Raw genomic sequence first — 14,898 nt, forward strand, 5'->3', positions numbered from 1 at the left:
ATGCCCGACGTGGAAAGTTTTTGGCATAGCCTTGAAGAAGCCTATCAAGCGATTTTGTCGGCGCCAAGTTTTGATGCTTGGATTAAAACCACACGCCCTTTGAAATTAGACAACAATCAATTGTGGCTAGAAGTCCCTTCTGCAGTTCATCGTGATTACTGGGAAAAAAATCTTTCGGCAAAAATTGTCGAAACTGGATTTAAATTAACCGGTGCAGAAGTGATGCCCCATTTTGTTGTTGCCGATGAAAAAGACGCAGCACTGGCACAAGAACTCGAAGAACCTGCCGAAGAAGAAGTTGTTTTTAGTGAACAAAGTAAAAAAGCGATGCTTAATCCTAAGTACACTTTCGACACCTTCGTTATTGGTAAAGGAAACCAAATGGCGCACGCTGCAGCGCTTGTTGTTGCCGAGGATCCAGGTTCGATTTACAATCCCCTTTTCTTCTATGGTGGTGTAGGGTTAGGGAAAACCCATTTGATGCATGCTATTGGTCATCAAATGTTAGTGAATCAACCAGATGCCAAAGTCAAATATGTTAGTAGCGAAACGTTTACGAATGAATTTATCAACTCAATTCAAACAAAGACATCCGAACAATTTCGGAAAGAATATCGCAATGTTGACTTATTATTAGTCGATGATATTCAATTTTTGGCGGAAAAAGAAGCAACATTGGAAGAATTTTTCCATACCTTCAACGATCTTTACAATGAAAATAAACAAATTGTTTTAACAAGTGATCGCCCGCCGAATGATATTCCAAAATTACCTGAACGATTAGTTTCTCGCTTTGCTTGGGGTTTGTCTGTTGATATCACCCCGCCTGATTTAGAAACACGGATTGCAATTTTGCGCAAAAAAGCAGATGCCGAGCGTTTAGAAATTCCGGATGATACACTAAGTTATATCGCTGGTCAAATTGATTCCAACATCCGTGAATTAGAGGGTGCTTTGGTCCGTGTTCAAGCCTTTGCAACTATTAATGGAGAAGATATTACCACTAGTTTAGCGGCGGACGCCTTGAAATCTCTAAAATCAGTTGGTAGTAAAAATCAATTGTCCATTTTACAAATTCAAGAAGAAGTATCCAAATATTATCATGTGCCTCTTAAGGATTTAAAAGGGAAAAAACGGGTGAAAACAATTGTGGTTCCTCGTCAAATCTCAATGTATCTTGCTAGAGAAATGACCGACAATTCCTTGCCAAAAATTGGTGCCGAATTTGGCGGCAAAGATCATACAACGGTGATTCATGCGCACGAAAAGATTCAGCAATTATTGGAAAAAGATCCAGCGATTCAAAAAGAAGTCAGTGAAATTAAAAATTTATTGAACTCTTAGGATGTGGAAAACTAAACAAAAAAGAACAAAGTTATCCACAACTTATACACAAGTGGATAACTTAGTAAAATCAATGCTTTTTTGACTTTTCCACAGAATCAACATGCCCTATTACTTTTATTATTTATTTATATATAATATACAAAACAGTGGCGTACAAAATTAGAATGTATTGAAAATACTTAAAAAGGAGTTTACATTATGAAATTAACGGTCAAACGAAGTGTCTTTTTACAAGAATTACAAACTGTTCAACGAGCAATTTCTTCTAAAACAACGATTCCAATCTTAACAGGTGTTAAAATTGTGTTATCAGAAGATGGCTTATCACTTACTGGGAGTAACGCGGATATTTCAATTGAAAGTTTTTTAAGTAAAGATGATGAAAAAGCTCAAATGACCATTGAACGCACAGGTAGCATCGTTTTACAATCTCGTTTCTTTGGCGAAATTATTCGTAAATTACCAGAAGATATGTTCACAATGGAAGTTCTAGATAACAATCAAGTTGCAATCACTTCAGGAAAAGCTGATTTTACGGTTAATGGATTAGATGCGGATAATTATCCGCACTTACCAGTAATTGATACTCAAAACCAAATGAAATTACCTGTTCATTTATTGACAAAAATTATTAGTGAAACAGGATTTGCTGTATCGATGCACGAAAGTCGTCCAATTTTAACTGGGGTTCACTTTATTTTAGAAAATCAAAAATTACTTGCCGTTGCGACAGATTCACATCGTTTAAGTCAACGTGTGATCCCGACAGAACAAGCAGTAGAAGACTTTAACATTGTAATTCCAGGAAAAAGTTTAACTGAACTTTCTCGTTCATTAACCAATGAAGAAGAAATGGTTGAAATCAGCATTATGGAAAACCAAGTGCTATTTAAAACAGAAACAATGTACTTCTATTCTCGTTTGTTAGAAGGAAATTATCCTGATACCAACCGTTTAATTCCAACTAGCCATAACACGCAAATTGAATTTTATGTACCAGAATTGCTTTCAGCAATCGAACGTGCCTCTTTACTTTCTCATGAAGGACGTAACAATATTGTTCGCCTTTCAATTTCACCAGACTCTGTTGTTTTATATGGAAATTCACCTGAAATTGGAAAAGTCGAAGAAGCTTTAAACTATGAAAATGTTTCTGGTGAAGCGTTGGATATTTCTTTCAACCCAGATTATATGAAAGATGCGTTGCGAGCGTTTGGCGATATGAATATTACCGTGAAATTCCTTTCTCCAATTCGTCCGTTTACATTGGAGCCAACCGAAACAGAACTAGATTTCATTCAACTAATTACACCGGTTCGTACAAATTAATCATGTTTAAAAAAGACCTTCGGAAAATCACTATGATCGCCGAAGGTTCTTTTTTGTCGTCTGTTTAAAGCCGATAAACGCTGCTAGATAAGCTTTTTATAACTAGAATAGCTTTTACGCTAATATGATTGTGAATATTTGAACTATCGTTTGACGAATAAATTCTGCCTTTTTTTTCGTGGATAAAGAAAAAAGCCCTTTAATTTTTCGTTTAAGGGCTTTTCATTTTTTTATGAATATTTCCTAGTGAAAGAAGTTTACGTTGCTTAAAACGACGCTCAGACCTCTACAAGCTACTTTTCTTCAATGCATGCCCTCTTCGTTTGTCTTTGAGTTACCCCAAATTGTTTTTTAGTTAAACGCTACTCGTCATTTCTGCCAAATCAGGCCCCTTTTTTCTCAAGAAAATATCAATTTCCGTTTTAAAATGCTTTTTAAGAGTTTTTTTATCCTAATAATATTTTCGGTCATTTAGAATTAAAATTGCTTAGAATGAAAATTAGACAGATAAATTTGTTTTCTCTTATGAAAAAGGGTATAATATATATGAGAACGTATTAGAAAAAAGAGGGATGCACATTGAAAAAAACGTTTGTTTTAGCAACTGAGTATATAACGCTTGGTCAGTTTCTTAAAGAAATCAACGTCATTGGTAGTGGCGGCCAAGCCAAATGGTATTTGGCAGACAATAGCGTGTTTGTTGATGGCGAGTTGGAAAATCGTCGCGGACGGAAACTTTATGCGGGCATGATGATTGAGATACCTGAAGAAGGTACTTTTTTTATGGTGAAAAACGGAAACGAGTCCGACGATGCGGCTGAATGAGCTGACACTTCAGCATTATCGTAATTATGAAACAGTCAGCTTAGATTTTCCAAAAACGTTAAATCTTTTTTTAGGCGAAAACGCCCAAGGAAAAACCAACTTGTTAGAAAGCATTTATGTTCTAGCAATGACACGAAGTCATCGAACCAGCAATGAAAAAGAATTAATTGGCTGGGAACAAGCAGCAGCTAAAATTAGCGGTGTGGTTGAAAAAAAGACAGGCACCGTGCCGTTGGAAATTTTAATTTCCAACAAAGGACGTAAAACCAAGGTTAATCACATTGAGCAAAAAAGGCTCAGTGCGTACATTGGGCAACTGAATGTTATTTTATTTGCCCCAGAAGATTTATCTTTGGTGAAAGGCTCACCTCAAGTCCGCCGGAAATTTATTGACATGGAACTCGGACAAGTGAGTCCTATTTATCTTTATGATCTTGTCCAATATCAGTCTGTTTTAAAGCAACGTAACCAATACCTAAAACAACTAGCTGAAAAGAAACAAACAGATACTGTTTATCTGGATATTTTGACAGAGCAGCTAGCTGAATTTGGCGGGAAAGTTCTATACGCTCGGTTAGGTTTTCTTAAAAAATTAGAACACTGGGCAAACTTACTCCATCAAAAAATTAGTCATGGACGCGAAACGCTCACCATTGACTACGCATCAAGCATCCCAATTGACAACACGGATCTTTCCTTAGAAGCACTTCAAAATCAATTGCTCCAACAATTAATGAACAATCGTAAGCGTGAATTGTTTAAAGCGAATACTTTTTTAGGCCCTCATCGTGACGATTTGCTATTTATTGTCAATGGTCAAAATGTTCAAACGTATGGCTCACAAGGCCAACAACGAACGACAGCTTTAAGTATTAAATTGGCAGAGATTGATTTGATGCATTCAGAAACAGGAGAATATCCTGTGTTATTACTAGATGATGTCATGAGTGAATTAGATAATGAACGTCAAATTCACTTGTTAGAAACGATTGAAGGCAAAGTTCAAACGTTCTTAACGACAACTAGTTTAGATCACATAAAAGACAAGCTAACAGTTGAACCAGATATTTTTTATGTTCAACAAGGCAAGATAGAAAGGAATTCAGCGACATGACAGAAGAAGAAAAAAACATGAGAGAACGTGCGCAAGAATATGACGCTAGTCAGATTCAAGTTTTGGAGGGCTTAGAAGCTGTCCGGAAACGTCCTGGTATGTACATAGGTTCTACTAGTGGCGAAGGGTTACACCACTTAGTATGGGAAATCGTTGACAACTCTATCGACGAAGCCTTAGCAGGATTTGCTAAATCAATTCAAGTAATTATCGAACCAGACGATAGTATTACTGTTATCGATGATGGTCGTGGAATTCCAGTCGGGATTCAAGCCAAAACAGGTCGCCCAGCTGTGGAAACAGTGTTTACAGTGCTACATGCCGGCGGGAAATTTGGCGGTGGCGGCTATAAAGTATCAGGTGGCTTGCACGGTGTTGGTTCCTCTGTTGTTAATGCTTTATCGACCAGTTTAGATGTTCGTGTTTATAAAGATGGCAAAGTGTACTACCAAGAATATCGTCGTGGTGCGGTTGTTGATGACCTAAAAGTTATCGAAGAAACGGATCGTCACGGAACCACTGTTCACTTTATTCCAGATCCTGAAATTTTTACAGAAACAACCGTTTATGATTTTGATAAATTAGCAACACGGGTTCGTGAATTAGCCTTTTTAAATCGAGGCTTACACATTTCAATTGAAGACCGTCGTGAAGGACAAGAAGATAAAAAAGAGTATCACTATGAAGGCGGGATTAAGAGTTATGTTGAGCATTTAAATGCCAATAAAGACGTTATTTTCCCAGAGCCAATCTTCATTGAAGGAGAGCAACAAGATATTACAGTGGAAGTGTCAATGCAGTATACAGATGGCTACCACTCAAATATTTTAAGTTTTGCCAACAATATTCATACTTATGAAGGCGGAACGCATGAATCTGGTTTTAAAACTTCTTTAACACGTGTGATTAATGACTATGCACGTAAACAAAAATTGATGAAAGAAAACGATGAAAAATTAACTGGGGAAGATGTTCGTGAAGGCTTAACCGCAGTGGTTTCCATCAAACATCCCGATCCTCAATTTGAAGGACAAACGAAAACGAAATTAGGGAACTCAGAAGTACGGACCGTTACGGATCGTCTATTCTCAGAATACTTTACAAAATTTTTAATGGAAAATCCAACAGTCGGCAAACAAATTGTCGAAAAAGGCATGTTGGCTTCAAAAGCTCGTTTAGCCGCTAAAAGAGCCCGTGAAGTCACCCGTCGTAAAGGCGCGTTAGAAATTAGCAACTTGCCAGGGAAGCTGGCTGATTGCTCAAGTAAAGATCCGGAAAAATGCGAATTATTTATCGTCGAAGGAGACTCGGCCGGCGGTTCAGCAAAACAAGGACGTAGCCGTGAATTCCAAGCCATTTTACCAATTCGTGGGAAAATCTTGAATGTTGAGAAAGCCAGCATGGATAAAATTTTAGCCAATGAAGAAATTCGGTCATTATTTACAGCTATGGGAACAGGCTTCGGCGAAGATTTCGATGTTTCTAAAGCACGTTATCACAAACTAGTGATTATGACCGATGCCGATGTCGATGGTGCGCATATTCGAACGTTGTTATTAACCTTGTTCTATCGCTTCATGCGGCCAATTGTTGAAGCTGGTTATGTGTATATTGCCCAACCACCACTATATGGTGTGAAACAAGGGAAAAACATCACCTACGTTCAACCGGGCAAACATGCTGAAGAAGAACTAGCAAAAGTGTTAGAAGAATTACCTGCTTCACCAAAACCAAGTGTCCAACGTTACAAAGGGTTGGGTGAAATGGATGATCACCAACTTTGGGAAACAACAATGGACCCAGAAAAACGATTAATGGCGCGAGTGAGTGTCGATGATGCCATTGAAGCTGACCAAATTTTTGAAATGCTAATGGGCGATCGTGTGGAACCACGTCGTGCGTTTATCGAAGAAAATGCCCATTACGTGAAAAACTTGGATATTTAATGTGTCGCAACGTTGTAAGAGACGCTAGAACATATATTTAGAGGGGAAAAAATTCATGAGTGAAGAAATTAAAGAAAACATTCAAGACGTCAATCTGACCAGCGAAATGAAAGAATCTTTCATTGACTACGCAATGAGTGTTATCGTAGCCCGCGCGTTACCTGACGTTCGTGACGGTTTAAAACCTGTTCATCGCCGAATCTTATATGGAATGAACGAATTAGGGGTAACCCCTGATAAACCACACAAAAAATCAGCCCGGATTGTTGGGGATGTTATGGGTAAATATCACCCCCATGGGGACATTGCGATTTACGAATCAATGGTGCGGATGGCACAACCTTTTAGTTATCGGGCTATGTTAGTTGACGGCCACGGAAACTTCGGTTCTGTCGATGGTGACGGCGCTGCCGCTATGCGTTATACCGAAGCACGTATGAGTAAAATTGCTTTAGAAATGCTACGAGATATTAACAAAAATACAGTCGATTTCCAAGGAAACTATGATGATTCAGAACAAGAACCAGTAGTTTTACCTGCTCGTTTTCCAAACTTACTAGTTAACGGAACAACGGGGATTGCGGTGGGGATGGCAACAAATATTCCACCACACAATTTAAGTGAAGTGATTGATGCAACAAGTTTATTGATGGACAATCCTGATGTAACGACGAATGAATTGATGGAAGTGTTACCTGGACCAGATTTTCCAACAGGCGGTTTAGTGATGGGGAAATCAGGGATTCGCCGAGCATATGAAACAGGGAAAGGTTCGATTACTGTTCGTGCAAAAGTTGAATTGACTGAAATGCCGAATGGAAAAGAACGTATTTTAGTAACTGAATTGCCTTATATGGTGAATAAAGCCAAATTAATCGAACGAATTTCTGAATTACACAGAGATAAACGAATTGAAGGAATTACTGATTTGCGGGATGAATCTTCTCGTGAAGGCATGCGGATTGTCATCGATGTTCGTCGAGATGTGAGTGCCTCTGTTGTGTTAAACAACTTGTACAAAATGACTGCCTTACAAACATCTTTTGGTTTTAACATGTTAGCCATCGAAAAAGGCGTACCGAAAATTTTAAGCTTGAAACGTATTTTAGAAAACTACGTCGAGCACCAAAAAGAAGTCATTACTCGCCGGACGATTTTTGACAAAAACAAAGCAGAAGCACGGGCGCATATTTTAGAAGGTCTACGAATTGCCTTAGATCATATCGATGAAATCATTGCCATTATCCGTGGATCACAATCAGATGACGAAGCAAAAGCAACGTTAATTGAACGCTTTGAATTTTCAGATCGTCAAGCGCAAGCGATTTTAGATATGCGTTTACGCCGTTTAACAGGCTTAGAACGCGACAAAATTGAAAATGAATATCAAGAGCTATTGAAATTCATTGCGGACTTAGAGGACATTTTAGCCCGCCCAGAACGCGTCATTGAAATCATTAAAACAGAGTTAAATGACGTTCGCACAAAATTTGGTGATGCACGACGCACAGAACTATTAGTAGGTGAAGTCCTAAGTCTTGAAGATGAAGATTTAATCGAAGAAGAAGAAGTCGTGATTACATTAACCAATAACGGCTACATTAAGCGGATGGCAAACTCCGAATTCCGGGCGCAACGCCGCGGCGGACGTGGTGTCCAAGGCATGGGCGTTCATGATGATGATTTCGTGAAAAACCTAGTTTCTTGTTCAACACACGACACATTATTATTCTTTACGAACACTGGGAAAGTTTACCGAGCAAAAGGTTACGAAATCCCTGAATACGGTAGAACAGCAAAAGGAATTCCAGTGATTAACTTACTGGGAATTGATTCTGCAGAAAAAATTCAAGCGATTATTTCTGTTGAGGGCAAAGCGGAAGCAGGTAAATACTTGTTCTTCACAACCTTAAAAGGAACCGTCAAACGGACAGCCGTAACAGCCTTTTCTAATATCCGTAGTAATGGATTAATCGCCATTAGCTTAAAAGAAGATGATGAGTTAGTTAACGTGGTAACGACTAATGGCAATCAGAAGATGATTATCGGAACACATGCAGGATACTCTGTCACATTTGATGAAAATACTGTACGTGATATGGGCCGGACAGCATCAGGTGTTCGGGGAATCCGTCTCCGCGAAAATGATTATGTGGTCGGCGCAGCGATTCTGGATGAAAATAAAGAAGTCCTAGTCATTACTGAAAATGGTTATGGTAAGCGTACAAAAGCTTCTGAATATCCAGTTAAAGGACGTGGCGGTAAAGGGATTAAGACAGCAAATATCACTGAGAAAAATGGTCCATTAGCTGGTTTAACCACGGTCAATGGGGATGAAGATATCTTATTGATTACGAACAAAGGCGTCATTATCCGCTTTAACGTTGATTCTGTTTCTCAAACAGGACGCGCAACATTAGGGGTTCGTTTAATGAGAATGGAAGATGGTGCCAAAGTGGTAACAATGGCTGTTGTAGAACCAGAAGAAGTGGAAGAAGAAATCGTTGAAGTTGTAGAAACAACAGAAAACGAAACAACATCAGAAACAGAAGAATAACATAAAAAAGTTTCGCCAGTTGGCGAAACTTTTTTATTGGGACTTTCCAAAACTATTTCTTGCTTTTGTCCATCAATTAGCATATAATTAGAGATTGTGAACTACCTTTTTAGGTATGTTCTCCTTGCTCTTAGCCAACTAAGAGCCTTGAAGTCCATAGGGAGGTGAAAATCAATGAGTCAAGATACGAAGTACGAAATCATGTACATTATTCGTCCGAACATTGATGAAGAAGCAAAAACTGCTTTAGTAGAACGTTTCGACACAATCTTAAAAGATAACGGAGCAGAAGTTATCGAATCTAAAGATTGGGAAAAACGCCGCTTAGCATATGAAATGAACGGATTCCGTGAAGGCATCTATCATATCGTTAATGTTACTTCTCCATCAACAGCTGGCGCAATCAACGAGTTTGATCGTTTAGCAAAAATCAATGACGATATTATCCGTCATATGATCGTGAAGGTAGAAGCATAATTTGTTTCACATGAAACATTTATTGACGAAAGGAGATGTTTTGAATGATTAATAACGTTGTATTAGTCGGAAGATTGACAAAAGATCCTGACTTACGTTACACCGCTAGTGGTTCAGCTGTTGCGACCTTTACACTTGCTGTAAACCGTAACTTTACGAATCAAAATGGTGACCGTGAAGCAGACTTTATCAACTGTGTGATTTGGCGTAAACCCGCAGAAACAATGGCTAATTATGCCCGTAAAGGTACATTATTAGGTGTTGTCGGAAGAATTCAAACTCGTAACTACGAGAACCAACAAGGTCAACGTGTCTACGTAACTGAAGTGGTTTGTGAAAACTTCCAATTGTTAGAATCTCGTTCTGCTTCAGAACAAAGAGGAACTGGCGGCGGTAGCTTTAATAACAACGAAAATGGTTATCAATCACAAAATCGTAGCTTTGGTAATAACAATGCCGGTTCTGGATTTAATAACAACAACAATAGTTTCAATCCATCATCTTCTCAGTCGCAAAACAATAACGGTATGCCTGATTTCGATAAAGATTCTGATCCATTTGGTGGCTCAGGTTCATCTATCGACATTTCAGATGATGATTTACCATTCTAAACGAATTTGATAGGAGGGAACAAGAATGGCACAACAAAGAAGAGGCGGACGTAAACGTCGGAAAGTCGACTACATCGCAGCAAACCACATCGAATACATCGATTATAAAGATACTGAATTGTTAAAACGATTCATTTCAGAACGTGGCAAAATTTTACCACGTCGTGTTACAGGTACTGGCGCTAAAAACCAACGTAAATTAACGATTGCTATTAAACGCGCACGTATCATGGGATTATTACCATTCGTTAGTGACGAACAATAATTTTATGACAATTTCCAGAACCAAAGAGCTTGCTCTTTGGTTCTTTTTTATCTTGACTAGTGTTTCACGTGAAACATAACAAGGTTCGCAGAATGAAGTGTTTTGTGATAAAATAAGGGATGAAATAACTAGTGAATCACCAGAGCTATATGCTCGTTGGAACAAGTCGCCTCAAAGGTCTGCAGAAAGATTGGAGGCAAAAAAATGCAAAAGAAGAGAATTCAAAAAAACGGTTTCTTAATTGTTGTGGGTCTTCTCTTAGTAGAATTTCTCCTCTATTTCTTACTAACAAATAAATGGCTGCTATTGGCGGTAATTATCGCATTAGATATCTTTCTCTTAGTGGTTATTCGGCTGTTGATTAGAGATGTAGAAATTACAAACGTAGAAAAGATTCAAGAAGCAAGTTCCATTGCTGAACAATCGTTGGATTATGTTGTGAATGAAGTACCTGTGGGGATTATTACGTATAACGGGGAAACACGCGCGGTAGAATGGCTTAATCCTTATGCTGCTTCTATTTTTAATAAAGACAATCAGCTAACGTTAACCGCTAGCCAAGTTACGTCTTATTTAGAATTAGCAGAACGAAACCAAGATATTTTTACGATTGACGAAAATACCTATCGCTTTAGCGTCAATAAAGAACAACATACAATTACTTTTGAAGATATCACTAAAGAAAGTAATTTGTATCAAGAAAAAGTCGAAATGCAAACGGCTATTGGCATTGTGTCTGTCGATAATTATGATGATGTCACCGATACAATGGATGAGAAAGAAATTTCTTATTTGAATAGTTTCATTACGACGATGGTTTCTGATTGGATGGACCAATACAAAGTTTTTTATAAGCGAATCAACGCAGAACGTTATTTTTTCATTGCCCAATGGGAAGATATTCAAAAAATGATGGACGAAAAATTTTCTATTTTGGATACGATCCGTAAGGAATCAGCTAACCATGAAGTAGCCATTACGTTAAGTATGGGGATTGCTTATGGGGGGCCAACCTTAGATCAAACCGGGACCACGGCTCAAACAAACCTAGATACAGCTTTAGTACGTGGCGGCGATCAAGTGGTTGTAAAAGAAGCCAAAGATGAAGCGAAGCCGTTATTTTTTGGTGGAAAAACGGCAGTAACGACGAAACGTTCCCAAGTACGTTCTCGCGCAATGAGCATGGCAATTAAGGGAATTATTGCGGAATCTGCTGACATCTATATTATGGGCCATCGTTATCCAGATATGGATGCGTTAGGTTCAGCATTTGGTGTTGCTCGTTTAGCCTCGTTTAATAATCGAAAAGCGTGGATTGTTTTAGATGAAAATGAAATCATTCCCGATGTCAAAAGAGTGTTAGAGGCGATTAAAGAGTACCCAGAATTAGAAGAGCGCATTATTAGTCCTAAAGAGGCCATGAAGCGCAAGAAAGAAAGTAGCTTATTAGTTATGGTAGATTACCATAAACCGTCTCTATCGATCTCACAAGAGCTCTATGAGCGTTTTGATAAAGTAGTAATCATTGATCACCATCGACGAGGAGACGAATTTCCAGCAAAACCCTTGCTTTCTTATATTGAATCTTCTGCCTCTTCTGCTTCAGAATTAGTCACAGAATTGATCGAATACCAAAGTAATAGCGCAAATAAACTGCAGGCCTTTGAAGCAACCATGATGTTGGCGGGAATTGTGGTTGATACGAAAAGTTTCAATACACGAACGACGGCGCGAACATTTGATGTGGCTAGTTATTTACGAACTTGTGGAGCAGACTCATCTTTAGTACAATATCTATTAAGTTCTGATCTTACAAGCTATCTGGAAATGAACAACTTAATCTCTAAAAGCGAATATGTCACAAAAGATACCGTCGTTGTTGCAGGGAGTGAAGACAAAGAATATGATAGTGTCACAGCTGCCAAAACAGCGGACACATTACTTTCTATGGCAGGGATTAATGCAGCATTTGTCATTACCAAGCGGACGGATCAACAGATTGGCATTAGTGCTCGGAGTAATGGTTCAATTAATGTCCAAATTATTATGGAAAATTTAGGTGGTGGCGGTCACTTTACTAATGCGGCAGTACAATTATCAAACGTAACAGTAGCAGAAGTAAAAGAGCAACTACTTGATGTAATTCGTCAAAATATTAATGAAATGTATGAACAGGAGTGAAGGAAATGAAAGTCATTTTTTTACAAGACGTTAAAGGAAAAGGAAAAAAAGGGGACGTAAAAGAAGTGCCAACTGGTTACGCCCAAAACTTTTTAATTAAAAATGGTTATGCGAAAGAAGCCAATAAAGGGAGCATGAGTGCGTTAGCGGGTCAAAAGAAAGCCCAAGAAAAACATGAAGCAGAAGTTTTAGCACAAGCAAAAGAAATGCAAGCCTTTTTAGAAGATGAAAAGACTGTTGTAGAGATCAAGGCAAAAGCTGGAGAAGACAGCCGTTTATTTGGCTCAATTCCTTCAAAACAAATTGCAGAAGCCTTAAACAAACAATACAATGTAAAATTGGATAAACGCAAAATCGAATTAGCCAACCCAATTCGTTCTCTAGGTTACACTAACGTACCAGTCAAACTACATCATGAAGTTACAGCGAAAATTAAGGTTCATGTCGTAGCGGAATGATACAATCGATAAAAAAGAAGCCGATTTCTCCGGCTTCTTTTTTATGCCAAATAAATTACCAGGTTTATTTTTATTGTTTTTTTAAAATAAAATGAATAACACTTTAAATTAACGTAAGTATTATATTTTTATTAGTTGTGTATTTTTTAAAATTGGAAAGTGAACTAAAAATAGAGAAATCAGCAGAGAAAAAATGTACTTTTTTTAATGAAATTGTGTTAAAATGGATAGACTAAATGAACCAGAAAGTAAGACATCGTGGGAGAGAACAAAATGAATGAATTATTGCAAGATAGGGTACCGCCACAAAATATTGAAGCGGAACAAGCCGTTTTAGGTTCTATTTTCTTAGATGCAGATGTGCTAATAGAAGCGATGGAATATGTGGAACCTAAAGATTTCTATCGTCGTAGTCATCAGTTGATTTTCCAAACGATGATGACCTTAAGCGACCGAAATGAAGCGATTGATGTGGTAACAATCAAAGATCGCCTAGAACAAGAGAATTTGTTAGAAGATGTTGGTGGACTAAGTTATCTGTCAGATTTAGCTTTAGCTGTGCCGACAGCTGCCAATGTCATTTATTATGCAAAAATTGTTGAACAAAAATCGTTGCTGCGCAACTTAATCCAAACCGCTACAGAGATTGTAACTAAAGGCTTTGAGCAAGGTGAAGATGTTGAATCTATTTTGGATGATGCAGAACGAAGCATTTTAGAAGTCTCCGAAAAGCGGAATCGTAGTGGCTTTTTATCAATTTCAGATGTTCTAAATACAACTATTGCGAATATTGACCAATTATACCAAAATGATGAAGAGATTACTGGTTTACCTACAGGCTATCAAGCATTGGATAAAATGACTGCTGGCTTGCAAGCGGAAGAGCTAATTATTTTAGCGGCCCGTCCAGCGGTAGGGAAAACCGCTTTTGCATTAAATATTGCCCAAAATGTCGGCACCAAAACAGATAAAGCTGTCGCTATTTTTAGTTTAGAAATGGGGGCAGAATCATTAGTGAACCGGATGCTTTGTGCAGAAGGATCCATTGAGGCCAGCCATTTAAGAACAGGGCAATTATCTGAAGAAGAATGGCAAAACTTAATTATTGCGATGGGTAGTTTGTCCCGTGCGAATATCTATATTGATGACACACCAGGGATTAAAATTACCGAAATTCGTGCGAAATGTCGTAAATTAGCACAAGAAAAAGGCAACTTAGGTCTAATTTTGATCGACTACCTACAATTGATTGAAGGAACTGGAAAAGAGAACCGCCAACAGGAGGTTTCTGATATTTCACGTCAATTAAAAAAATTAGCGAAAGAATTAAAAGTCCCGGTTATCGCTTTGTCACAGCTTTCTCGTGGCGTGGAACAACGTCAAGATAAACGTCCTGTGTTAAGTGATATTCGTGAGTCAGGTTCCATTGAGCAAGATGCCGATATCGTTGCCTTTCTTTATCGTGATGATTACTACGATCGTGGTGAAGGAGAAGACGGCGATCATGAGCCACCAGAAGTTGACAATGTTGTAGAAGTCATCATTGAGAAAAACCGTAGTGGTGCGCGTGGAACGGTCGAATTACTTTTCATTAAAGAATATAATAAATTTTCTTCGCTTTCGCCGAGGACAGAATTTTAAAAAACGAACTCATTTTTTGAGTTCGTTTTTTTGCTTATTAAGGGATTAAAATCAGAGAGTAAAACACGAACAATATTCGTATATTTTATTATTTTACAAAAACATAACTAAAAATGTTCGTATTTTTGACAGAAACGCTTTTGATTG

At 38.1% G+C, this 14,898-nt stretch carries 12 protein-coding genes; all 12 read left to right on the forward strand.

All coding sequences use genetic code 11. The features are described from left to right. The gene (gene dnaA, locus IGJ20_RS00005) at nucleotides 1–1,344 is read left to right on the forward strand and encodes a chromosomal replication initiator protein DnaA (protein ID WP_002356013.1); all 1,344 of its coding nucleotides are present in this window, start codon (nucleotides 1–3) and stop codon (nucleotides 1,342–1,344) included. A gap of 201 nt (nucleotides 1,345–1,545) precedes the next feature. Continuing rightward, on the forward strand, nucleotides 1,546–2,676 hold the full coding sequence (gene dnaN / locus IGJ20_RS00010) for a DNA polymerase III subunit beta (protein WP_002356014.1): 1,131 nt from the start codon (nucleotides 1,546–1,548) through the stop codon (nucleotides 2,674–2,676). Between the two features lie 579 nt (nucleotides 2,677–3,255). Beyond that, nucleotides 3,256–3,501 carry a S4 domain-containing protein YaaA gene (gene yaaA / locus IGJ20_RS00015; RefSeq protein WP_002356015.1) on the forward strand — a complete coding sequence of 82 codons (246 nt, stop codon included), beginning with the start codon at nucleotides 3,256–3,258 and terminating at the stop codon, nucleotides 3,499–3,501. Next, entirely contained in the window at nucleotides 3,488–4,615 is a 1,128-nt protein-coding gene (gene recF, locus IGJ20_RS00020; RefSeq protein WP_002356016.1) for a DNA replication/repair protein RecF, read from the forward strand. Before yaaA ends, recF begins: the two co-directional genes overlap by 14 nt. Beyond that, nucleotides 4,612–6,561 (forward strand): DNA topoisomerase (ATP-hydrolyzing) subunit B, encoded by a 1,950-nt coding sequence (gyrB, locus tag IGJ20_RS00025; protein ID WP_002359210.1) that lies wholly within the window; start codon nucleotides 4,612–4,614, stop codon nucleotides 6,559–6,561. Before recF ends, gyrB begins: the two co-directional genes overlap by 4 nt. 55 nt (nucleotides 6,562–6,616) lie before the next feature. Beyond that, on the forward strand, nucleotides 6,617–9,118 hold the full coding sequence (gene gyrA, locus IGJ20_RS00030) for a DNA gyrase subunit A (RefSeq protein WP_002383521.1): 2,502 nt from the start codon (nucleotides 6,617–6,619) through the stop codon (nucleotides 9,116–9,118). A gap of 174 nt (nucleotides 9,119–9,292) precedes the next feature. Beyond that, nucleotides 9,293–9,595 (forward strand): 30S ribosomal protein S6, encoded by a 303-nt coding sequence (rpsF, locus tag IGJ20_RS00035; protein ID WP_002356019.1) that lies wholly within the window; start codon nucleotides 9,293–9,295, stop codon nucleotides 9,593–9,595. Between the two features lie 44 nt (nucleotides 9,596–9,639). After that, nucleotides 9,640–10,206: a single-stranded DNA-binding protein gene (ssb, locus tag IGJ20_RS00040; protein ID WP_002364599.1), complete on the forward strand. Its 567-nt coding sequence runs from the start codon at nucleotides 9,640–9,642 to the stop codon at nucleotides 10,204–10,206. A 25-nt stretch (nucleotides 10,207–10,231) separates the two neighbouring features. After that, complete coding sequence (gene rpsR / locus IGJ20_RS00045; RefSeq protein WP_002356021.1) at nucleotides 10,232–10,471, forward strand: 30S ribosomal protein S18; 240 nt, start codon at nucleotides 10,232–10,234, stop codon at nucleotides 10,469–10,471. A gap of 156 nt (nucleotides 10,472–10,627) precedes the next feature. Beyond that, a complete protein-coding gene (locus tag IGJ20_RS00050) occupies nucleotides 10,628–12,652 on the forward strand; it encodes a DHH family phosphoesterase (protein ID WP_002363542.1) in 2,025 nt (674 codons plus the stop codon). A 5-nt stretch (nucleotides 12,653–12,657) separates the two neighbouring features. Continuing rightward, a complete protein-coding gene (rplI, locus tag IGJ20_RS00055) occupies nucleotides 12,658–13,110 on the forward strand; it encodes a 50S ribosomal protein L9 (protein ID WP_002356023.1) in 453 nt (150 codons plus the stop codon). Between the two features lie 273 nt (nucleotides 13,111–13,383). Beyond that, a complete protein-coding gene (gene dnaB / locus IGJ20_RS00060) occupies nucleotides 13,384–14,751 on the forward strand; it encodes a replicative DNA helicase (RefSeq protein ID WP_002381331.1) in 1,368 nt (455 codons plus the stop codon). Nucleotides 14,752–14,898: the final 147 nt, after the last annotated feature.

Origin of the sequence: Enterococcus sp. DIV0294, from assembly GCF_050558155.1 — a bacterium.
Classification (GTDB): Bacteria; Bacillota; Bacilli; order Lactobacillales; family Enterococcaceae; genus Enterococcus; species Enterococcus faecalis.